General features: G+C 37.7%; 24 protein-coding genes. 7 read left to right on the top strand and 17 right to left on the bottom strand.

The window, feature by feature from the left end; all coding sequences use genetic code 11:
* Window positions 1-141: 141 nt before the first annotated feature.
* The 11 genes from KO495_RS14140 to rpoE form a co-directional block, all read right to left on the bottom strand.
* On the bottom strand, window positions 142-399 hold the full coding sequence (locus tag KO495_RS14140) for a hypothetical protein (RefSeq protein ID WP_252738961.1): 258 nt from the start codon (window positions 397-399) through the stop codon (window positions 142-144).
* 255 nt (window positions 400-654) lie between these two features.
* A complete protein-coding gene (pdxJ, locus tag KO495_RS14135) occupies window positions 655-1,392 on the bottom strand; it encodes a pyridoxine 5'-phosphate synthase (protein ID WP_215981037.1) in 738 nt (245 codons plus the stop codon).
* Window positions 1,393-1,409: 17 nt separating this feature from the next.
* A complete protein-coding gene (gene recO, locus KO495_RS14130; RefSeq protein WP_252738960.1) occupies window positions 1,410-2,132 on the bottom strand; it encodes a DNA repair protein RecO in 723 nt (240 codons plus the stop codon).
* A 9-nt stretch (window positions 2,133-2,141) separates the two neighbouring features.
* Entirely contained in the window at window positions 2,142-3,068 is a 927-nt protein-coding gene (era, locus tag KO495_RS14125) for a GTPase Era (RefSeq protein WP_215981036.1), read from the bottom strand.
* A gap of 2 nt (window positions 3,069-3,070) precedes the next feature.
* Window positions 3,071-3,877 (bottom strand): ribonuclease III, encoded by an 807-nt coding sequence (gene rnc, locus KO495_RS14120; RefSeq protein ID WP_252738979.1) that lies wholly within the window; start codon window positions 3,875-3,877, stop codon window positions 3,071-3,073.
* 8 nt (window positions 3,878-3,885) lie between these two features.
* Complete coding sequence (gene lepB, locus KO495_RS14115; protein ID WP_215981034.1) at window positions 3,886-4,830, bottom strand: signal peptidase I; 945 nt, start codon at window positions 4,828-4,830, stop codon at window positions 3,886-3,888.
* 76 nt (window positions 4,831-4,906) lie between these two features.
* Window positions 4,907-6,697, bottom strand: coding sequence for a translation elongation factor 4 (gene lepA, locus KO495_RS14110; protein ID WP_215981033.1), 1,791 nt, complete (start codon window positions 6,695-6,697; stop codon window positions 4,907-4,909).
* Between the two features lie 181 nt (window positions 6,698-6,878).
* The gene (locus KO495_RS14105) at window positions 6,879-7,364 is read right to left on the bottom strand and encodes a SoxR reducing system RseC family protein (protein ID WP_215981032.1); all 486 of its coding nucleotides are present in this window, start codon (window positions 7,362-7,364) and stop codon (window positions 6,879-6,881) included.
* Between the two features lie 21 nt (window positions 7,365-7,385).
* Window positions 7,386-8,345, bottom strand: coding sequence for a MucB/RseB C-terminal domain-containing protein (locus KO495_RS14100; protein ID WP_215981031.1), 960 nt, complete (start codon window positions 8,343-8,345; stop codon window positions 7,386-7,388).
* A gap of 94 nt (window positions 8,346-8,439) precedes the next feature.
* Entirely contained in the window at window positions 8,440-9,138 is a 699-nt protein-coding gene (locus KO495_RS14095; protein WP_215981030.1) for an RseA family anti-sigma factor, read from the bottom strand.
* Window positions 9,139-9,218: 80 nt separating this feature from the next.
* Window positions 9,219-9,800, bottom strand: coding sequence for an RNA polymerase sigma factor RpoE (gene rpoE / locus KO495_RS14090; RefSeq protein WP_215981077.1), 582 nt, complete (start codon window positions 9,798-9,800; stop codon window positions 9,219-9,221).
* A 310-nt stretch (window positions 9,801-10,110) separates the two neighbouring features.
* On the opposite strand from rpoE, the gene nadB reads away from it, so the two are divergent.
* A complete protein-coding gene (gene nadB / locus KO495_RS14085; RefSeq protein ID WP_215981029.1) occupies window positions 10,111-11,763 on the top strand; it encodes an L-aspartate oxidase in 1,653 nt (550 codons plus the stop codon).
* Between the two features lie 61 nt (window positions 11,764-11,824).
* Here the strand turns inward: nadB and KO495_RS14080 are convergent, their stop codons facing one another.
* The gene (locus KO495_RS14080; RefSeq protein WP_215981028.1) at window positions 11,825-12,241 is read right to left on the bottom strand and encodes a hypothetical protein; all 417 of its coding nucleotides are present in this window, start codon (window positions 12,239-12,241) and stop codon (window positions 11,825-11,827) included.
* A 73-nt stretch (window positions 12,242-12,314) separates the two neighbouring features.
* Window positions 12,315-12,605, bottom strand: coding sequence for a succinate dehydrogenase assembly factor 2 (locus KO495_RS14075; RefSeq protein ID WP_215981027.1), 291 nt, complete (start codon window positions 12,603-12,605; stop codon window positions 12,315-12,317).
* A 183-nt stretch (window positions 12,606-12,788) separates the two neighbouring features.
* On the opposite strand from KO495_RS14075, the gene ygfZ reads away from it, so the two are divergent.
* Both ygfZ and KO495_RS14065 read left to right on the top strand, forming a co-directional pair.
* On the top strand, window positions 12,789-13,763 hold the full coding sequence (ygfZ, locus tag KO495_RS14070) for a tRNA-modifying protein YgfZ (RefSeq protein ID WP_215981026.1): 975 nt from the start codon (window positions 12,789-12,791) through the stop codon (window positions 13,761-13,763).
* A 44-nt stretch (window positions 13,764-13,807) separates the two neighbouring features.
* Entirely contained in the window at window positions 13,808-14,296 is a 489-nt protein-coding gene (locus KO495_RS14065; protein WP_215981025.1) for a peptidylprolyl isomerase, read from the top strand.
* A 153-nt stretch (window positions 14,297-14,449) separates the two neighbouring features.
* Here the strand turns inward: KO495_RS14065 and KO495_RS14060 are convergent, their stop codons facing one another.
* A complete protein-coding gene (locus KO495_RS14060; RefSeq protein WP_215981024.1) occupies window positions 14,450-14,932 on the bottom strand; it encodes a YajQ family cyclic di-GMP-binding protein in 483 nt (160 codons plus the stop codon).
* A gap of 127 nt (window positions 14,933-15,059) precedes the next feature.
* Between KO495_RS14060 and KO495_RS14055 the strand changes: the two genes are divergently transcribed.
* Complete coding sequence (locus KO495_RS14055) at window positions 15,060-15,449, top strand: VanZ family protein (protein ID WP_215981023.1); 390 nt, start codon at window positions 15,060-15,062, stop codon at window positions 15,447-15,449.
* A gap of 35 nt (window positions 15,450-15,484) precedes the next feature.
* Complete coding sequence (locus KO495_RS14050; protein WP_215981022.1) at window positions 15,485-16,432, top strand: 2-dehydropantoate 2-reductase; 948 nt, start codon at window positions 15,485-15,487, stop codon at window positions 16,430-16,432.
* A 68-nt stretch (window positions 16,433-16,500) separates the two neighbouring features.
* On the opposite strand, the gene thiI is transcribed toward KO495_RS14050, so the two are convergent.
* The 3 genes from thiI to pomA form a co-directional block, all read right to left on the bottom strand.
* Entirely contained in the window at window positions 16,501-17,955 is a 1,455-nt protein-coding gene (gene thiI / locus KO495_RS14045) for a tRNA uracil 4-sulfurtransferase ThiI (protein WP_215981021.1), read from the bottom strand.
* A 99-nt stretch (window positions 17,956-18,054) separates the two neighbouring features.
* A complete protein-coding gene (locus tag KO495_RS14040; protein ID WP_215981020.1) occupies window positions 18,055-19,005 on the bottom strand; it encodes a flagellar motor protein MotB in 951 nt (316 codons plus the stop codon).
* Window positions 19,006-19,011: 6 nt separating this feature from the next.
* Window positions 19,012-19,776: a flagellar motor protein PomA gene (gene pomA / locus KO495_RS14035; protein WP_215981019.1), complete on the bottom strand. Its 765-nt coding sequence runs from the start codon at window positions 19,774-19,776 to the stop codon at window positions 19,012-19,014.
* Window positions 19,777-20,022: 246 nt separating this feature from the next.
* Between pomA and KO495_RS14030 the strand changes: the two genes are divergently transcribed.
* Together KO495_RS14030 and ispA are read left to right on the top strand one after the other, a co-directional pair.
* Complete coding sequence (locus KO495_RS14030; RefSeq protein WP_215981018.1) at window positions 20,023-20,271, top strand: exodeoxyribonuclease VII small subunit; 249 nt, start codon at window positions 20,023-20,025, stop codon at window positions 20,269-20,271.
* Window positions 20,271-21,161 carry a (2E,6E)-farnesyl diphosphate synthase gene (gene ispA / locus KO495_RS14025; protein WP_215981017.1) on the top strand — a complete coding sequence of 297 codons (891 nt, stop codon included), beginning with the start codon at window positions 20,271-20,273 and terminating at the stop codon, window positions 21,159-21,161. Before KO495_RS14030 ends, ispA begins: the two co-directional genes overlap by 1 nt.
* The last annotated feature ends 17 nt before the right edge of the window (window positions 21,162-21,178 follow it).

Genomic DNA, 21,178 nt, shown 5'->3' with positions numbered 1-21,178 from the left:
AAGAAGTTAGGAAAAGTAGTTGCTAGAGAAACATTTGTTAAGCCGAGCTCAGGTTAACTAGGTTATTTAGCATATAAGGTATACGCTAAATGAGGAAGAAGTGATATGACTAATTATAACTAGTCACTTTATCGCTTAGCTTTATCGTATTTTAATATTAGGTGAGGTATTAATTTCGCCATCTTCAGAAATAACGGCAATGCCACCTCGACAGGACAATACAGCAAGACTTCGACCTTGCTCATTACGAACAAAAGAAAGCTCATAACCAAACTGCCCTAGGCTACTGGCAGAGAATTTCTGCGCTAACGAGAGCTTATTCCACCAAACTGACTGCTCAGGAGTCTCTTTACGTCGCTCCACCATCGGCTTCATATCAGGTTGCATTTCTGGCTGCATAACTGGCTCTCCTTATCACCTTTATAATTCATTTCGTCATAAAAAATCTACTCCGATCTAGTTCAGTGTAGACTATAAAATAAACAAAAAGAAATAAAATACTAAAATTTTATTTCAGGTGACAAGTAATTTAAGCTGGCTTGAAGTAAGTTATTGCTAACGTTCTGAACTCAAAAGAGAATCAAGGTGCTACCCTCTAGCCAGCTATTTTAGTACTACGTAAAAAAATATATTCACCCGATGATGCTTAAGCAACTAAAGTGAACTTCTTGCCTCTTGCATTAAGCGCTTCATATCACGTACTGCTTTATCTAAACCATCAATGACTGCACGAGCAATAATGGCATGACCGATATTTAGCTCGATGATCTCTTCAATGGCTGCAATTGGCTTAACATTAAAATAATTTAAACCGTGTCCAGCATTAACTTTTAAGCCAAGGTTATGGGCGTACTTTATTCCTTCAATTAAACGCTCAAGCTCTACTCTTTGTTCACGCTCGTTAGTAAGCTCTGCATAATGCCCTGTATGAATTTCAATATAAGGGGCTTTGGTTGCTAAAGCAGCATCTATTTGTGCTTTATCAGCATCAATAAACAAACTAACCTCAATCCCTGCATCGCTCAGTTTAGCCACTGCGTTACTGACTTTATCAAGCTGCCCTGCAACATCTAAACCGCCTTCAGTAGTTAACTCTTCTCGCTTTTCAGGCACTAAACAACAAAAAGCAGGCTTAACATCACAAGCAATAGCAACCATTTCATCAGTTACTGCCATTTCAAAGTTCATACGCGTATGTAAAGTTTGTTTTAATACATGAATGTCTCTATCTTGTATATGCCTTCTGTCTTCACGTAAATGTACGGTAATACCGTCTGCGCCAGCATGTTCTGCAACACTTGCAGCATAAACAGGATCAGGATAATTGGTGCCACGGGCTTGACGTAATGTCGCAATATGATCGACGTTAACGCCTAATAATAATTCAGTCATTGTGTGATTCTCATTGTTTATAAGTTTTTAATAAATAATTTGCGACTATTTAAAGGTTTATTTCCAAGTAGGTTATTAATCACTTGTCGCATTAATAATTTAAATGTTTGCTCTGACTCGACAGATAAAGTAGCAATACCTTGATGTTGCTTATTCGCAATGGCGCGTAAATGCTCACTATTAAAGTAACGATTATGCTCAGTCTTCGTCATAACTTGCTCATCATAAATAGGTATAAAACCTTCTTCTCCCACATAACAAAACCATTGAACGTCATGCTCAAAAACAGGAGAAAATTCAAATGATACGCCAAGCTCGGCTAATAGCGCCGCTTCAAAAATTCGTAATTGAGGGGCAATATCCTGTTGGTTAGCTAGTGCAGAAATGGTTTTTTGATACTGATTAAACAAGTCCTGACAAGTAATATGCTCCGTTAATAAACGAATTAAAAGTTCATTAATATAAAAAGCACTAAATAAACTATGCCTCACTAACGGGTATGATTTGGCACAGCTTTCAATAGCATGAATATGCTTAAGATTTGCATTACCTTTTAGAATAACTTTTAAGGGTAAAAATGGTTGCAATAACGCTTTTTTAATAGATCGCTTAGATTGACCAACAAACACTAAAGCTGACACTTTACCTTCAGCTTCAGTGAATAAGTCAACTAATTGTTGATTATCTCTATAAGGGCGAGCGTGGAGAACAAAAGCATATTGTTCAGGCATTATACTCATATTGGTATATTAACCTGAGTAGTCATCACCATAACCTAAGCTACGTAGTGCTCGTTCATCATCAGCCCAACCCGACTTAACTTTAACCCAAGTTTCTAAAAATACACGACTTTCGAATAGCTCTTCCATATCACGTCGCGCTTCTTGACCAATAGTTTTTAAGCGCTCACCTTTGTTACCAATAACCATACGTTTTTGGCTATCACGCTCAACCAAAACGAGTGCATTAATATGAATAACGCCTTTGGCATCCATTTTAAACTGCTCTATTTCTACAGTAGTTGAATAAGGAAGCTCATCTCCAGTAAAGCGAATTAGCTTTTCACGGATTATTTCTGAGGCCATAAAACGACTTGAGCGATCGGTAATTTGATCTTCTGAAAACCAAAAAGCACTCTCTGGTAATGCATTAAGACAAAGTTTACGAATAGTATCAACGCCCTGCCCTTTGCTAGCTGAAATAGGCACAATATCGGTAAAGTCATGCAAACCACCCAGAGTTTGTAAATGCGGCAGTAAGTCATCTTTATCTGAAATATTATCGGTTTTATTAACCACTAAAATACACGGTGCACCACTTTGTTTTACCTTGCTCAGTACGAGTTCATCGTCTGTGGTCCAGTGCGTGCCCTCAACCAGAAAAACAATAAGCTCAACTTCAGCAATTGAACTACTCGCTGCACGGTTCATTAAGCGGTTAATCGCACGTTTTTCTTCAGAGTGTAATCCAGGGGTGTCTACCAAAACCGCCTGTTTATTCTCTTCGGTTAAAATACCTAAAATACGGTGTCTTGTCGTTTGCGGTTTACGCGATGTAATACTAATTTTTTGCCCTAAAAGCGCATTTAATAACGTTGATTTTCCAACATTAGGTCGTCCAACAATGGCAATTAAACCAGCAAAGGTGTTTACAGAGGGAGCAATATTATCAGACATAGTTATTTTCTCGTGCGGTTAGGCTTACTTTTGTGAGTGCTTTTTTTAGCGATACTTGCTTTACTATTTGAAGTAGTACTTGAATTAGCACTTAGTTTAGCCTTTTTTTCTTTAGCACTAGCATTTGCTTCGCTAATTAACGCAAGAATTTGTTGTGCTGCAGCTTGCTCAGCCTTACGACGACTGGTGCCTTTAGCAATAACTTCTTTATCGATCACTGACGTTTGACAGCTCACGGTGAATTCTTGATTATGCGATTGCCCTTTAGTATCAATTACTTCATAACTTGGTAAAGGTGTTTTTCTGCCTTGCAAATATTCTTGTAATTGTGTCTTGGGATCTTTTTGCTCATTGCCCGGTTTAATCTTGCTTAAGCGTTTATCAAACCACGTCAAAATAAGCTGTTTGCATTGCTCAATATTCGAATCAATGTAAATGGCCCCAATAATAGCTTCAATCGCGTCTTCTAAAATTGACTCCCGACGGTGACCACCACTTTTTAGCTCTCCAGGTCCTAATATCAGGTATTCACCTAAACTAAAATCACGCGCTATTTCAGCCAAAGTAACCCCTTTGACTAAACTTGAGCGCATACGAGTTAAGTCACCCTCATCATGTTTAGGAAATTGCTCATACAAAGCTTCTGCAATAACAAAGCCTAAAATAGAGTCACCTAAAAACTCTAAGCGCTCATTATGAGCACCTTTAGCGCTACGGTGAGTTAACGCTTGAATGAGTAAGTTAGTTTGCTCAAACTCATAGCCTAGTTTTTTAGTTAACCTAGCTAAGTTATCAACACTTGTTTTCAATTTATTACTCAATTAATTGCACCTAAACGATCAAAACGTATACCTGTAGGTACCCAACGCGGTAAAATACTATCCGCATCACGATCAAAATCAAAGCTCATCCAAATAGCAACAGCTTCTCCCACTAGGTTTTCTTCGGGTACAAACCCCCAAAAACGGCCATCTAATGAGTTATCTCGGTTATCACCCATCACAAAATAACTATTTTCAGGCACAACGAACTCATCACGAGCAGTCCCTGCTTGAAAAGCATAACGCTCAACACGTGGGATAACATGACTATCATTTAATATTTGATGGGTTTTACCTAACATAACCGATTCAAATTCTTGCATACCCTCTTCAGCATCTGGACCGACATAATTTCCAACAAAAGTTTGCTTCACTGGAATAAACTCAGGGCACTTACTGTCGCTGTCTTTACAAGCAGGTTTAATATAAAGTGACTTGTTACGATAAATTACTCGATCGCCCGGTAAGCCAATCACACGTTTTATATAGTCTACTCGTGGATCTTCTGGGTACTTAAATACCACAACATCACCATGCTCTGGCAAGTTATTTTCAATAAATTTATGTCGTTTAACAGGATCACGTAAACCATAAGTAAATTTATTAACTAAAATAAAGTCACCATCAAGTAATGTCGGCATCATAGAGCCTGAAGGTATTTGAAAAGGTTCATATAAAAATGAACGCAAAACTAATACAAACGCGATTACTGGGAATACTTGCACGGCTGTGTCAACTAAACCAGATGGCTCAGTAATAGTTGCTAATGCTTCGGGTGTTAATTCAGCTCCTGAAAGTGCTTTTGCGTTCTCTTGCGCGCTAATTGCCTTTTGTTGACGCTTCGGCGCTAAATGAAACTTATCAAGACACCATACAATACCCGTAACGAGTGTAACGACTACTAAAATGATTGAAAAATAAGCAGAAAAAAAGTCGGCCATGCTATTCCTTTTTATGAATAATATTAAACAAGTATTTAAACGAGCAGGTGTAATACTGCTCGCTAGTTACTTAAATTTAGCTATCTAGTTTAAGTACCGCTAAAAACGCTTCTTGAGGCACCTCAACATTACCTACTTGTTTCATACGCTTTTTACCGTCTTTTTGCTTTTGTAGTAGCTTCTTCTTACGGCTAATATCACCGCCGTAACATTTAGCTGTTACGTTTTTACGTAATTGTTTCACGGTTGTACGTGCAATAACGTTATTACCAATTGCTGCTTGAATTGCAATATCAAACATTTGTCGGTGAATAAGCTCTTTTAATTTATCAACAAGTAAACGACCACGAGGCACAGAGTTGCTGCGGTGTGTAATCATTGCTAATGCATCAACCCTATCACCATTGATCATTACATCTACGCGCACCATGTCTGCTACTTCAAAACGAATAAACTGGTAGTCTAACGAGGCATAACCACGGCTGGTTGATTTAAGCTTGTCAAAAAAGTCCATAACCACTTCAGCCATAGGTAACTCATAAGTGACTGCAACTTGATTACCATGATATATAAGATCTTTTTGTACACCACGCTTCTCAATACATAACGTAATTACGCTGCCCAAGTACTCTTGAGGTACCAAAATATTGGCCTGTACAATAGGCTCTCTAATTTCATCAATATTATTAATTGCAGGCAAATCAGCTGGATTATCAATAGATAATACTTCGCCATTGGTACAAGCAATCTCATAATTTACGGTGGGTGCGGTAGTAATTAAATCGAGATCATATTCACGTGCTAGACGCTCTTGAATAATCTCCATGTGTAACATACCTAGGAAGCCAATACGGAAACCAAAACCTAATGCTGATGAGTTTTCTGGTTCGAAAAACAATGAAGCATCATTTAAGCTTAACTTATTTAATGCTTCACGGAAGTTTTCGTAATCATCAGAGCTAATTGGGAAAATACCTGCATAAACTTGCGGTTGCGCCTTTTTAAAACCCGGTAATGCTTTAGCCGTTTCTCTTTTACTAATAGTAATGGTATCACCAACCGGTGCACCATGAATCTCTTTAATACCCGCAATGATATAACCAACTTCACCGGCTTTTAAAATACCAGTGTCCGTTTGCTTAGGTGTAAAAATACCCACTTTATCAATATGGTGAACTTCACCAGTTGACATAACCAGCATTTTATCGCCTTTCTTCACTTGGCCATTCATAATACGAACAAGTGAAACTACGCCTTGGTAGTTATCAAACCACGAGTCAACAATTAGTGCTTGCAGTGGCTCGTCAATATTTCCTTCTGGCGGGGGAATATTCTTCACAATGGTTTCTAAAACATCTTCAATACCTATGCCTGTTTTTGCAGAGCAGGTTACCGCATCAGTGGCATCAATGCCGATGATATGTTCAATTTCTTCACAAACACGCTCTGGATCGGCTTGAGGTAAATCAATTTTATTTAAAATTGGAATAACTTCTAAGTCCATTTCAATGGCGGTATAACAGTTAGCCACGGTTTGAGCTTCAACACCTTGTCCTGCATCAACAACTAATAAAGCACCTTCACAAGATGCTAAAGAGCGAGATACTTCATAAGAGAAATCAACGTGCCCAGGAGTATCAATAAAGTTTAACTGGTATGTTTCACCATCTTTAGCTTTATAGTCTAATGTCACACTTTGTGCTTTAATGGTAATACCACGTTCACGCTCAATATCCATAGAATCGAGTACTTGTGCAGCCATTTCACGCTCTTGTAAGCCACCACAATGTTGGATTAAACGGTCTGATAAAGTAGATTTTCCGTGATCGATATGAGCAATAATACTGAAATTTCGTATGTTCTTCATTTTAAAAGAATTTCTCTATAAATTAATTTGATTTTTGACGGTGAATATCACTAAATACGTCAAATAAATTATGTAATGCGGCAATTTTAACGAATTTACTGCGCTGGGGCTATCTTTTGTTCAGATATCTTTTGTTTCAAGTAATGACAGGATGTTATGTAAAGCTGAATAGTAATTAAGCCTATTTATTTGAATTTACTGCGACATTAGCAATTAGCTTTCTTAATATACGCGGCTGTAACGCTGCTGACTGGTGACTTTTATTTTGATAATATTTTGCTAATCGATAACCTAAGTACCCCCCAAAAATCCCCAGAGACAAACCCAGTAACTCATGAGGCAATAACTGCTGAGATATTAACCACTCTCCGAGCCCTGAAAAAACAGCTAAGCCGATGAGAGGAAATAAATAAACTTGCCCTGCACTCGTTAGAACATTTACTTCAGGCAAGCCAAGTACAACAGAGTCTCCAACTTGTAATTGCCCATGCTGTTGCTTGACATAAGGAAGTACCAATTTCAGTTTACGTTGAGGAATAGCTTTAGCAACTTGGCCACTAGCACATGACTTTACTTGTGCGCAGCTACCACAGCTTGATTTAACTTGGCTAGTTAACGTAATACTGTTATCAGTTATAGCAACTACATCAACGAGTTCTTCGATCATAGTCATCTTTTTATCACTCTACTATTGGCTGTTAGTCGCTACAGGCCCAACTGAGTCAGCGATCATTTTGGCTGTTTCTAATGGAATTTTTCCAACAACACTCACTTCTAAGCCATCAACTATTTGACTGAAAACTGCGGTTGCGCCATCACTTGCATACTCGATAGGCCTTTGTTGAATATTACTTGGATTTATATAAACCGATATCTCAACCAAACCATCACTTAATAAAATAAATTCAACGGTTTTATCATTATTAACCCTACGACGACTGCTTTTAATAATTTCAATGCCTTGGGGTAACCAACTAACATGCCAAAACAATTCATCTTGTTGATTTTGTATTCCAACATCACTAACACTTGGTAATTCTGCACTTTGTAATTGCTTTAAACTTTCGGCAATATCATTAGTAACATCTAGATGAGTAAACTGTACTTGCTCTAATAATTGACCTTGACGCGTAATAATAGCCATTTTGAGCAACAGGCCACTTTGTTGATCTAACCATAACCAGTGATCAAAACGATGACTGTCTTTAGGTACAATGCGAATAACTTGTGCAACTCGGCCAAGCACACGACTGCGGCCAACAGAAATAAAGCGATAACTACTCTCTAGCGCTTCAATATCATGAGAAAAAATAGCAGGAATTGGGCCACTTAAGTAAGCAGAGCTAACAGAGTATGCATCTTGTTCTGGCTCAATATAACTAACAGTATTACCACGCCTTAATACATCACGACGAGGTCCATTGAGTTGAGCAAGAATTTCTAACTCTTGCTGCTTGTCATCAACCCCATGTAACCAATGATAAGGCTCTGCTTGGTTATTTTTTACAACGACAAATGAAGTACTGTAATTTAAAGTTTTTAATGAGGTTGATAAGCGTTCTAGCCAAGGCTTTGCCTGCTCAATATCATTAGCAAAAGCAGGAAAGGAAATGCATAACATGCATAAAAAAGAAGAGATTAATTTCATAGACTCGTTAACAACAGCAATAGTTTGTAGTTAAGCTCAATGAACTTAACTACATTATTAATTTAATTAGCAGCTAGTTTACAGCCTGTTGCTATTATTTTATAGCGCTACTTAATTTAACTTGTTGCTCATGATCATTAATTAACGCTTGTAGACGACGTTGTTGAGCAATTCTTTGTTCAACTTTTTGCTGATGGGTTAATTCACCAGCAGATTGAGTAGCGCTCGCCATGGCTTTCTTTTCAGCTATTGACTTTTGCTCAGCTTGCGTTGGTGATAAATAATTAAAGCTTACTGGGTTAGCATAACCACCAAGTGGCATAGGTTGCACAATTTGATTTGGTGTAACTGCTGCATCATCAGCAACATTTTGCTGAACACCTACTACCATAAGTACTGCCGCAGACGCTGCAATGGCAATTTGACCTGCAGGTTTAATAAACTCTTTAACTTTAGCGGTAAAACGATTTTGCGCTTGAATAACTTGTGGTGCTTCTTGTGCTACGTTATCGCTTAACTCATCAGCAACAGCCGTAACAGAAGCAGAATTTGGCGAAAGAATAGTTGCTTCATTAGCAATAGCTTCAGCAATTTGACTACTTAAATCCAATTGTAATGATTGAGGCATTTCATCTCGTAAAACATCACCAATTAAATGATAATTTTGCCAGCTTTGTGCTAACTCCTCATCTTTAAGTATGCAATCAATTGGCTTAGCGTCCTTTGATAAATCTATTGAGGATAGGCTGTCATCTACTAACGAAGACAATGTCTCAAATTTACTTTCACTCATACTTTTACCTTAAAATAGTTTTATAACTAACTATGAAACCAATAACTTAACACTGGCTTAGTTAATATAGTCCAGTATTACTAACGCTTTTGTAATAATGGCTTTATTTTTTTCTCTATCGCATCACGAGCTCTAAAAATTCTAGAGCGAACAGTGCCTACAGGGCATTCCATAATGGTTGCAATCTCTTCATAACTTAACCCTTCAATTTCTCTAAAATTAATGGCTAAGCGTAAATCTTCAGGTAGTGCATTCATGGTATTGAAAATAACTTGCTTTATCTCGCTAGTTAACAAAATATTTTCAGGTGAGGCATTTTCTCTTAATGCCCCGCCATCATCATAAAGTTCGGCATCATCAACATCAACGTCATTACTTGGTGGTTTACGACCTAAAGCAACGCTGTGATTTTTAGCACAGTTAACCGCGATACGGTACAGCCAAGTATAAAATGCACTTTCACCTCTAAAATTAGGTAACGCACGATAAGCTTTAATAAAAGCTTCCTGAACAATATCAGGTACATCACTGTTATTTTTCACATAACGGCTAATCAAATTGGCAACTTTGTGTTGATATTTACTAACGAGTAAATTGAAAGCGCTTTTATCACCGCGCTGTACTCGTTCAACCAATTGTTGGTCAACACTTTGTTCGCTCATTCGAGCCGTATCTTTTAATACTGGCAATTGATTTGTACTCATATATTCCATTTGGGCTCTAACAAACGCATTAATTAGGACTAAGGCTTTGGGAAAAAGTTCGATTTAATTTAAACTTTTTTTATTTTTTGCATTATTTAACTAATTAAATGGCTATTTATCGGTATTTTATTGCTATGTAATAAAATCAAAAAATTAATCAACGCTAATCTTGAGGATTTATATTCTTACATAACGATATATTATAGAATACCAGAAATAGCTTCATTTATATATTAGCTTACCTTAAGCAACTTTCATCGGTAACCATATGACGAAACAACATAACTGTGATGTATTAATTATAGGCAGCGGCGCGGCTGGATTAACGCTCGCATTACATTTAGCCAAGAATGCCGATGTCGTTATTTTAAGTAAAGGTCCATTGAATGAAGGGTCAACCTTTTATGCTCAAGGTGGAGTTGCTGCTGTTTTTGATGAAAACGATAGTATTGATGCACATGTTAAAGACACCCTTATTGCTGGTGCGGGTTTATGTGATGAGTCATCAGTGCAGTATACCGCCGAAAACGCTAAAGCTTGTTTAGAGTGGTTAATAAATCAAGGGGTAGCTTTTGATCAAGAGTCTGACAACAAAGGCGGTGAACGTTACCATTTAACACGTGAAGGCGGTCATAGCCACCGTCGTATTCTTCATGCTGCTGACGCTACCGGTCAGGCAATACAAACCACGTTAGCCGAACAAGTAAAAAAACACTCTCGTATTCGCATATTTGAGCGCTTCAATGCTATAGACCTTATTTGTCGTAACGCCGAGCATACAAGCCAAGCCAAAGAGTGTATTGGAGCTTATGTTTGGAATAGAAATTCTGAGAAAGTCGAAAGTATTTACGCACAAAAAACGATTCTAGCCACAGGGGGCGCAAGTAAAGTATATCAATATACTTCAAACCCTGATGTTGCCAGTGGCGACGGTATTGCAATGGCATGGCGAGCGGGTTGTCGCGTGGCTAATATGGAATTTAATCAATTTCACCCTACCTGTTTATTTCACCCTTCTGCTGGCACGTTTCTACTGACCGAAGCTTTACGCGGAGAAGGTGCTAAATTAAGACGTCCTGACGGCAGTCGTTTTATGCCAGCATTTGATGAAAGAGCAGAGCTAGCCCCACGCGATATAGTCGCTCGCGCTATTGATTATGAAATGAAACGCTTAGGCGCTGACTGCATGTATTTAGATATCAGTCATAAACCTAGTGATTTTATTAAGCAACACTTCCCAAATATTTATGAAAAAACACTGTCATTAGGTATAGATATAACCAAACAACCTATTCCCATTGTACCAGCAGCTCATTACACTTGTGGTGGTGTTATGGTTAATCATCAAGGAAAAACCGATGTAAATCAGCTTTATGCTATTGGTGAAATGTCTTATACCGGCTTACATGGAGCAAATCGACTTGCCAGTAATTCTTTACTAGAATGTTTAGTTTTTGCCCGTGCTGCTGCGATAGAAATTAGCGAGACATTAAAGCAAAAACATCGTTTTCAAACCTTGCCTGATTGGGATGAAAGTCGTGTTACAGACTCAGATGAAGAGGTCGTTATTCAACACAACTGGCACGAGCTGCGTTTATTTATGTGGGATTATGTCGGTATTGTTAGAACAACTAAACGCTTAGCGCGCGCTTTACACCGCGTTGAATTATTACAACGAGAGATTGACGAGTACTATCGCAACTTTAAAGTGAGTAATAACTTACTTGAACTGAGAAACTTAGTACAAGTAGCAGAGTTAATTATTCGCTGCGCTATGGCACGAAAAGAAAGTCGAGGGTTACATTACACCTTGGATTACCCAAAAATGTTACCACAAGCATTACCGACAATCTTAACGCCTGACCCCTTATGTTCAGCAGAAGAAACCATGAGTAATGTTGCGGCAGAATCACTAAAGTAAGCTCTATTTGACCTATGTTCTCTACTCAAAAAGCTATTGCAAACTCAATGTGTGATGGCTTTTAGTCACTAGTATGAACATTCCTAATGATTTTAATTACACGAGAAAAGTCTTGTCGCTGCATACTGTCACGAAATAAAAAAAGAGATTGAAGTGTTTTTTGCGGGGCATTGTTAGCTAGGTTATAAGTATGTTCGCCCTGGAAGTAACCTTTAACACTATTTGAGTTGACCGTGGTTAGATGAGTTAACACCAACCATATACCTAAGGTGCTAGTTCGAGTCTTGTCACTTATTTGATAGCTTTGTTTGAGCTTAGAGAAATAAATTTCCCCCTCGTTACTGATGATAAAACTATCTACCTTAGTTTGATTGTCGTCACTGCACAATTGAGTATGGTGTAATTGCCAGCCTAACCAAAACAACCACGTAATGATAACAAGTAAACTCAGTACAACTTGCCATAAAAAAATGGTCAAACTAGCAGCGATAAAGAAAACGAACAATGTATACCAAGCATAATGCTGATAACGTGACCGGTAAACCGTTATATTATACTTTGACGCGCTTAAGAATAAATTGCACCATGGCGTTAAGCTCTGTGTCTTCACAAATTTCATGCCCCATAAACCAAGCAAACAACTCAGGATCTTGACAAGTTAATAAGCGTTCAAAGGTTATTTGATCTTTTGTAGAAAGTGCATCATACGCCTCATCAACAAAAGGAGAAAATAATACATCTAGCTCTAACATGCCGCGACGACAGGCCCACTTTAATCGCGCTTTATTTACTTTTGATATTTTATTTACGTCGGTGTTCTCTAAAACTTCATTGCTTGACATATAAATAACCTTGATTTGTTTAACACTAGCGCTATTCTACCAATAACTCTAGTTAGTGAGCTAACGAAATTGCCAAATAAATACTTAAAAACGTTGTTTTTAACATTTTAGCCCTTATCTTAATGCTATTGTTTCAATATATTCTCACTGTATAAACACTACAGTAGCAACTAAGAGCTTACTATGACTATCACTTCGAGTTCAGCCCTACCTTCACTATCAGAACTACCCGAAAACTACTGTATTAACTTATCTGATTTCAGTGCAATATCACTAGCAGGTGAAGAACAAAGTAAATACCTACAAGGTCAAGTAACCTGCGATGTTAATAACGCTAATGAACATAGCCTTATGATCGGTGCTCATTGTGACGCGAAAGGCAAAGTGTTCTCAGTTTTCCGTTTAATTAACCGCGATAATGCTCATTTACTTATTCAACCTAGCGCAAGTATTACTGACTCTCTTGCTGAATTGAAAAAATTTGGTGTTTTTGCCAAAGTTGAAATAACACAAATCCAAGATTTGAGCTTTGCGGCATTAGTCGGTGAAAAAAGCGCAGAATTATTACAAAATAAATTCTCCCAGATTCCTGACAGTTCTACTCCTGTAGTACAGAACAACTCAACCACACTTGTTTATGTTAGTGGTAAGCAAGCGCGATACTTATTAATTGATAGCCCTGATAATTTAGCCGCGCTAGTACAGTCTTTCGAATTGCCAACCTATACACAAGCAATATGGAACTTATTAGAAATTACCGAAGGCTTTCCTATTCTTTCAATAAACAGTTGCCGTCAATACGTACCTCAAATGCTTAACTTACAAGCAATCAATGGGATTAGCTTCACTAAGGGTTGCTACTTAGGTCAAGAGACCGTTGCTCGCATGCAATACCTTGGTAAAAACAAGCGAGCTTTGTTCAGCTTAACGGCTCAACTACCTGACACGCTTAATAATGACAATACCATTGAAAAACAGCTAGGTGAAAATTGGCGTAAAGCAGGCGATATACTTGCAAGCTACCAAAGTGATAACGGCACTTGTTATCTACAAGCAGTGTTAGCTAATGATGACGAAACACAAAAATTACGCTTAGGTCTTAACCCTGAAACCGTTGTTACCAAAGCTGCATTACCTTATGCTTTAGTTAGCGAATAAATTCAATATACCTTACATTTACCCTGAAAAACTTAGGACTCTTTATGAAAATTACCAAAAACAGTGTTGTTGTTATGCATTATGCCGTATCAGACAGCGAAGATACGCTAATTGATAGCTCTTATGATGACAAACCTATGGCAATCATCCAAGGAACGGGTTATTTAATTCCAGGCTTAGAAGATGCATTAGAAAGTCACGAAGCTGGTGATAAATTTGAAGTAGCGGTATCGTGTGAGCAAGCTTATGGTCCTCGCCATGATGAATATGTACAAACCGTCCCTAAAGAAGCGTTAGCAGGTGTTGAAGAGTTAGAAGTAGGTACACAGCTACGTGCAACAACTGATGACGGTGAACAAACCGTTATTGTGGTTGATGTTCAAGATGACGTTATTACCGTGGATGGCAATCACCCTCTTGCAGGTATTGATTTAAAATTCGACGTAGAGATTTTAGAAGTAAGAGAAGCAACAGCAGATGAGCTAGAGCACGGCCATGTGCATAGTGAAGATGGCTGTGGTCATTCTCATTAAGCATTATATCGACTAACTCACTTTTGTGAGCGAGTATAAAAAAGGCTGAAAGTTATTATACTTTCAGCCTTTTTCTTTGTGTTTTTACTCGCTAGCTTGAGCTACTTTTCATCGCCTGAGCTTAGGCTACTTAAGTTAGGGAGAATATTAAGCTTAATCTTTAAAGTTAGTAAATTGGAAGCTTTGCTCTAACTCAGCCTCTTTAACTAAACGCATAGTTGCCTGTAAATCATCACGTTTTTTACCCGTAACTCGCACTTGTTCACCTTGAATAGCTGCTTGTACTTTCAACTTTTCGGCTTTAATAAGCTTTACTACTTTTTTAGCGACATCTTGTTCAATTCCTTCTTTGAAGGTGATTTTTTGACTCCAGTTTTTGCCAGTAGCACTAGGCTCTTCTAAAGTCATTGATTTAGGGTCAACACTACGTTTAGTTAACTGACCACGTAAAACATCACACATTTGTTTCAACTGAAAATCGCTTTCGGTTTTAATTGTTACTGCAGGTTTTTTCCACTCAAAGCTCGCTGCAACACCTCTAAAATCAAAGCGTGTTGAAATTTCTTTATTCGAGTTTTCTACTGCGTTACGAACTTCTTCTAAATTTATCTCTGATACGATATCCATTGAAGGCATAATTTTTCTCTAAAATTTTTAATGAACTTAATGGTGAACTATTATACGCACCAAAAAAAACCAATCAAGAAACAACAAAAAAATCATGCTAACATGCCACTAACTTGATTAAAGTAGACCCTGCTACGTGAAAATCCGACAATATTTTATTTTTCTTCTAATATTATTAGCGTTGCTATTAACCTTAGCGATATTTCCTCAATTAGTCCCCAGTGAATTGAAAAACTTCACCTTTCGGTTACCTAAAATCGACACTATTGGTCACTTCATTAGCTTTTTCTTACTGACTTGGGTGGCACACTCATTAATAAAAGTGCCCTTAGTGATCAGCGTGATCACTTTAATATTTTATGCTGCGTGTACAGAAATAGGACAATATTACTTAGGCTTTCGCTCAGCCGATTGGTTTGATTTTTTAGCTGATGCTACAGGCGTCATCAGCTTTTTATTGATAAAACTAACGTACCTAAAATATGTCAGTTTAAAAAAACCAACTATTAAAGTAACTATGAAGTAATAACTTTTTAGAGAAATATTATTAAAAAGATCATTATGAAAAACTCATTAACAGCCTCTACTCATAACTTATCTAAACGTATCGTCGTTGTCGGTCAAGGCGCTATAGGTTTACTTTACTATCACCACTTTAGTCAACAAAACTACCAAGTAAGTTTACAAGCCTCAACGAGCATAAACTCAAGCACAACGAGCTATTCATTTACCGCTTATAACACAACAACCGAGCATAACTTTTTATTACAGCATACACAGACGGTAGATATCCAAAACGCCGACATAATTCTTATCTGTGTAAAGTCTTACCAAGCTGCCGTTGTAATTGAGCAGTTAGCACCATTAATTAAACCAAAGAGTATTATTGTACTCGCTCATAATGGCATGGGGGTTTATGAAGAGATAAAAAGCTACCTTCCTACAACTCAACCAATTTTAGCGTTACTGACAACGCATGGTTGCTTACGCAACAAACCATTGGCGATTACTCATACTGGTATTGGAAAAACAGACATTGGCTTATTAAACGGTAATTTGTCACTCGATACTATAGAAGCACTTACCTTGCTATTTAACCAGGCAATCCCCGTTGCTGAATATCACCATAATATTAATAACAAACAATGGTTAAAGTTAGCCATTAACTGTGTTATTAATCCAATAACTGCATTACATAACATTGAGAATGGCCAAGTAAATCAATATAAATTTACGCCATTAGTTACTAAAATACTTGAAGAGGTCATCGCTGTTGCAAAAAAAGAAGGGGTGACTTTCTCATTCGACAAATTATTTGAAGTGGTTCACGGCGTAGCAACAGCAACCGCTAAAAATAGCTCATCAATGCGCTGTGATGTCATAGCAAAGCGTGTCACCGAAATAGCCTACATTAACGGTTATATACACCGTTTAGGTGAAAAACATGGTATTGCCACCGTAGAAAATACGCGATTGTGGCAACAAATTACGACATTAACTGATACCTAAATTTTACCTTAGTAAACGAAAAACAGCGCATAGTAACTATCCGCTGTTTTTAGAAACTATTATAAAGATTAAGGACGGTAAACTTTTACATTACTAAAGCCATTATCAAGTAAATATAACGCTTGTAGTTTACTCATTACGCCATGATCGCAGTACAACAAGTACTCTTTTGACATATCTAAGTCGCCAAATTGTGTCGCTAGTTTATAAAACGGTATATGTTTTACTTCAACATCACCCAGCTCTAATGGTTTATCTTCTTCTTCCTCTGGGCTACGTATATCAACAATCACAGAATTAGTAGGAATATTTTCAACCAAATCGACTGCATGGATCTCTTTTTCAGTTTCAGTACCAATATCGCGAATATCAAATACACGCGTTTCAGCAATGACTTTATCTAAAATCGAAAAATCAAAATTACCTTCTTCTTCTTCAACTTTTGATAATACCGCTTTAACTGTTGGCTTTTTAGAAATAACACCACAGTATTCAGGAATCGTTTTAGCGAAATCTTCAGTACCAATTTCACGTGCAATATCAATAATATCTTGCTTATCGTAAGCTGATAAAGGGCGTAGAATAAGATTATCAGTCACGCGGTTAATTACATTCAAGTTAGTTAATGTTTGGCTCGATACTTGACCTAAACTTTCACCTGTCACTAGCGCTTGAATTTTCCCTTTCTCAGCAATTTTACTTGCTGCGCGAATCATCATACGCTTTAAGACAACACCCATTTGACTATTTTCAACGTTTTCTAAAATTTCAGCTACAACAGGTTCAAAGTCTACCGCAAAAAACTTCACTTTATGAGATGCACCAAACTTGTTCCACAAGTAGTAACTTACTTGCTTAACCCCAACTTCATGAGCCGAACCACCTAAATTAAAGAAGCAATAGTGGGTACGTGCGCCTTTTTTAATCATTTGGTAACTTGATACGCCCGAATCAAAACCACCTGACATCAATGATAAAACATCTTCTTGCGTTGCAATAGGAAAGCCACCCAAGCCTTTATGGCGCTCAGTAACAATAAATAAATCTTTATTTTTGATTTCTAAATGAATGGTCACATCTGGCTTACTTAACTTTACTTTAGCGCTATCAACATGTTGATTTAAACCACCACCTACATATTGCTCAACTTTCAGTGAATTAAAGTCATGATTACCAGTACGTTTTACACGTACACAGAAGGTTTTATTTACAATCGTTTTTGCATGTACCGCTAATGTTTTTTCATAAATATCATGTACATCTATAAAGTCTGTTTGCTGTACTTCTAAAAACATAGGCACGCCTGGAATGCATTTAAGCGCGTCAACAAGGCGATCACGGTTTTCAGGTGAATTGTCTTTCGTATTTACTTCAACGTTATCCCAGTTCATACGGGTCGTGACTTGTTCATCAACACGGCGTAACACATTCTTAATATTAGATTCTAATATTTTAGTAAAACGTTTACGAACGGGGCGAGATTTAATAGTGATCTCAGCTTGAAGCTTAACGATAAATTTCATCGACAAATAACCTAAAAGGACAAAAAAATAATGGCGCGGATTATAGCAGGTTTTTTGAATACTGGGCACATGCTTTTATGCCCAGCAGTCAAAGGAAAGTTAAGTTTGTGGTTTGAGTACTTGAATTGGCTCACTCTCTTTAGCTTTACCTTGGTTAATTGCGATTTCAACGCGTCTATTTCTTCGACGATTAAGCGCATTAGTATTAGGCACTAATGGCCTGGTATCTGCGTGACCCGCAACAATTAAGCGCGTTTGATCAAACCCTGGCACTTTAATTAACTCATGAGCAATAGAGACCGCTCGCTTACTTGATAAGTCCCAATTAGAGTTAAACAGCTCAGAATCAACACCACGATTATCAGTATTACCCGAAACCATAATCTCTCCAGGCATTGTATTTAGTAATTCACCTATTTCACGAATAATCGGCTTAAATTTAGGTTGTAAAAAAGCAGAGCCTGATGGAAACGAGCCATTTTCTCGAATACGAATAATAACTTGCTGACCTAAGGACTCAAGTTCTATAGCGCCATCTTGTATTTGTTGCTCAAGTTGTTCAGCTATTTTTTTAACTAAGTCATTTACTTGCTCTTGAGCTGCTTGCTCTATTTCTTCTTTCGCTTGTTCCATTGCTTGTGCCGATAAAGCATCTTCGGTATTTTGTGACTGGCCACCACGTTCAGTGCCTCGTTGCTCTTGACGGCCCCCTGCAGAAGTTTCATCACCTGCTTGAAACTCCAACATTTGTTGGGTCATTTCCATAGTTTGCTGCTGAATAACTTCAATTGGTGTTGGCTCTGGTTTCCCTGGTCTAAACTCTTGAGCGATAATACTGGTGCCTTTAGGAATGTCTTTTACTTCAATCTTGTTTTGCACACCAAAAGCAAACTTCATAGAGCCTGCAATTTGTTTGAACTTTAAAACGTCCATTTCAGAAAAAGATAACAGTAGGACGAAGAAGCACATTAATAGCGACATCAAGTCGGCAAAAGTCCCCATCCATGCGGGTAGCCCTGGGGGCGGACATTTACATTTTGGTTCACTCATAAAACATTACTCTTCATTGGTATCTATTTTACGTTTACCTTCAGCTAAGTAATTTTTCAGTAAGCCTTCGATTACACGTGGATTTTGACCATCTTGAATACCAAGTACTGCATCAAGCACCAGCTCTTGATTCATCTTTTCTTCTTCTAAACGCAGTTTTAATTTAGCAGCCAATGGAATTGCGATAACATTGGCTAAAAATGCCCCATAAAGTGTAGTTAATAATGCAACCGCCATCGCAGGGCCAATTGATTTAGGGTCATCCATATTCGATAACATTGCAACCAAACCAATTAATGTACCTATCATTCCCATCGCAGGGGCAACATCAGCTAACGCCATTAGCATATCAGCGCTTTTCTCATGACGTTCCGTAGTTAAATTAATATCTTTTTGTAAGGTTGCTCGTACCACATCAGCATCATGACCATCGACTAGCATATCAACGCCTTTTTGCATAAAGGCATTGGTAATTTCGGCTTCCTCTAGTGCTAAAAATCCACCTTTGCGCGCTGCATCGGCCATATCCACGGCTTTATCAATAAGTTCTTCTGGTTTTTCTAATTTAAACATAAAGGCTTTGGCGATAACTTTACCAATACCAAAAAACTGCCCCATATTATAATTTGATAAGACTACGAAAATTGAGCCACCAAAAACAATAATAACGGATTGAACATCGACGAACATCATAATGTCGCCAGAAAGCACCATCGCCATTATTAGTAAACCAATAGCACCTAATATGCCAACTAACGTAGCTAAATCCACACAATTCCCCTAAAACATCACATTTATCGATCTTCAATATAAGAATAGTACAATATGCTAAAACTATTCACTATAACTTTACTCAGTTAACCTTTTATTATCGTCCATAATGTCAATAACTTAACCTTCATGATAAAATAATTCACTTATTTAGGTATAACACCAGATTGACCAACGTCGCAAGCTAAGGTAAGTTTGCGCCAATAAATCACTTTCCACAGCTCTGAGTATATTAAGCGATAAATTATGGCAAAAAAGAAATTAGAAAACCTATCATTTGAGGAGTCTCTCAATGAACTTGACACCATAGTTCAAAGCTTAGAGCAAGGTGAATTAAGTTTAGAAGAGTCAATGGCTTTATTCGAACGCGGCTTAAACTTAAGTAAGGTCAGCCAAGATAAACTTCAAACGGCTGAGCAGAAAGTCAAAATATTGCTAACGCAGAATGAAACCGCACCATTAGCAAATTACGATAGCAGTACGGATCAAGATTAATGACAACGCTTAACAATTATGAGTATTACCAACAACGCATTAATAATTTTTTAACTGTACAACTTGATAAACTCAAGGTTAACGACGAAAGGTTGCTCGCAGCCATGCGCTATGGCTTGTTAATTGGTGGTAAGCGCATGCGCCCTTATTTAGCTTATACAACGGGCGAAGCTTTAGGGGCTGACCTGCATGACATAGACGCTATTGCAGCTTCAATAGAGTGTATACACGCCTACTCTTTAATTCATGACGATTTACCAGCAATGGACGATGACGATTTACGTCGCGGCCAACCTACATGCCATAAAGCTTTTGATGAGGCTACGGCAATATTAGCGGGTGATAGTTTGCAAACCTTAGCGTTTGATATTATTGCTAACCATAAATTCTCTCAAAATGCACAAAATAAACAGGTTGAACTGATTCGACAATTAATTAACGCCGCGGGTTATCAAGGCATGTGTGGTGGCCAAGCGCTTGATTTAGCAGCGACTAATAGTGAAGTTGACATTGCATCTTTAGAAAAAATTCATTCGTTAAAAACAGGGGCTTTGTTACAAGCTTCGGTATTAATGGCTGCAGAATGTGTTGTTGATATCAAAGCAGAACATAAAGCAGCGTTAGCAGAGTTTTCTCAACACATTGGCTTAGCCTATCAAGTACAAGACGATATTATTGATATTACTTCTACCGAAGAGCAATTAGGAAAACCTGCAGGCTCTGATGTTGCAGCAAACAAAAGTACTTACCCTGCACTCCTGGGTTTACAAGCTGCAAAAGATAAAGCTGAAAACTTATTTCAACAAGCGCTTCAAGCTTTGGCGACTTTACCTTACAATACGCAATCATTAGCAGACTTTGCTACGTTTATCGTAAAACGAAATCATTAGAACTCAATATAATAACT

It is taken from the genome of Colwellia sp. D2M02 (assembly GCF_018860755.1).
Taxonomy (GTDB): Bacteria; Pseudomonadota; Gammaproteobacteria; order Enterobacterales; family Alteromonadaceae; genus Colwellia; species Colwellia asteriadis.
Note: the sequence above shows the minus strand (reverse complement) of the source record. Positions and strands in the feature narration are given on the sequence as shown.

Coding starts and splice junctions, on each gene's coding strand:
- nadB (WP_215981029.1), top strand. CDS start 10,111: ATGACGAAACAACATAACTGTGATGTATTAATTATAGGCAGCGGCGCG.
- KO495_RS14105 (WP_215981032.1), bottom strand. CDS start 7,364: ATGATCGAAGAACTCGTTGATGTAGTTGCTATAACTGATAACAGTATT.
- KO495_RS14100 (WP_215981031.1), bottom strand. CDS start 8,345: ATGAAATTAATCTCTTCTTTTTTATGCATGTTATGCATTTCCTTTCCT.
- ygfZ (WP_215981026.1), top strand. CDS start 12,789: ATGACTATCACTTCGAGTTCAGCCCTACCTTCACTATCAGAACTACCC.
- era (WP_215981036.1), bottom strand. CDS start 3,068: ATGTCTGATAATATTGCTCCCTCTGTAAACACCTTTGCTGGTTTAATT.
- pdxJ (WP_215981037.1), bottom strand. CDS start 1,392: ATGACTGAATTATTATTAGGCGTTAACGTCGATCATATTGCGACATTA.
- thiI (WP_215981021.1), bottom strand. CDS start 17,955: ATGAAATTTATCGTTAAGCTTCAAGCTGAGATCACTATTAAATCTCGC.
- KO495_RS14060 (WP_215981024.1), bottom strand. CDS start 14,932: ATGCCTTCAATGGATATCGTATCAGAGATAAATTTAGAAGAAGTTCGT.
- lepB (WP_215981034.1), bottom strand. CDS start 4,830: ATGGCCGACTTTTTTTCTGCTTATTTTTCAATCATTTTAGTAGTCGTT.
- KO495_RS14140 (WP_252738961.1), bottom strand. CDS start 399: ATGCAGCCAGAAATGCAACCTGATATGAAGCCGATGGTGGAGCGACGT.
- rpoE (WP_215981077.1), bottom strand. CDS start 9,800: ATGAGCGAACAAAGTGTTGACCAACAATTGGTTGAACGAGTACAGCGC.
- KO495_RS14095 (WP_215981030.1), bottom strand. CDS start 9,138: ATGAGTGAAAGTAAATTTGAGACATTGTCTTCGTTAGTAGATGACAGC.
- ispA (WP_215981017.1), top strand. CDS start 20,271: ATGACAACGCTTAACAATTATGAGTATTACCAACAACGCATTAATAAT.
- recO (WP_252738960.1), bottom strand. CDS start 2,132: ATGAGTATAATGCCTGAACAATATGCTTTTGTTCTCCACGCTCGCCCT.
- KO495_RS14030 (WP_215981018.1), top strand. CDS start 20,023: ATGGCAAAAAAGAAATTAGAAAACCTATCATTTGAGGAGTCTCTCAAT.
- KO495_RS14065 (WP_215981025.1), top strand. CDS start 13,808: ATGAAAATTACCAAAAACAGTGTTGTTGTTATGCATTATGCCGTATCA.
- KO495_RS14040 (WP_215981020.1), bottom strand. CDS start 19,005: ATGAGTGAACCAAAATGTAAATGTCCGCCCCCAGGGCTACCCGCATGG.
- KO495_RS14075 (WP_215981027.1), bottom strand. CDS start 12,605: ATGTCAAGCAATGAAGTTTTAGAGAACACCGACGTAAATAAAATATCA.
- lepA (WP_215981033.1), bottom strand. CDS start 6,697: ATGAAGAACATACGAAATTTCAGTATTATTGCTCATATCGATCACGGA.
- KO495_RS14050 (WP_215981022.1), top strand. CDS start 15,485: ATGAAAAACTCATTAACAGCCTCTACTCATAACTTATCTAAACGTATC.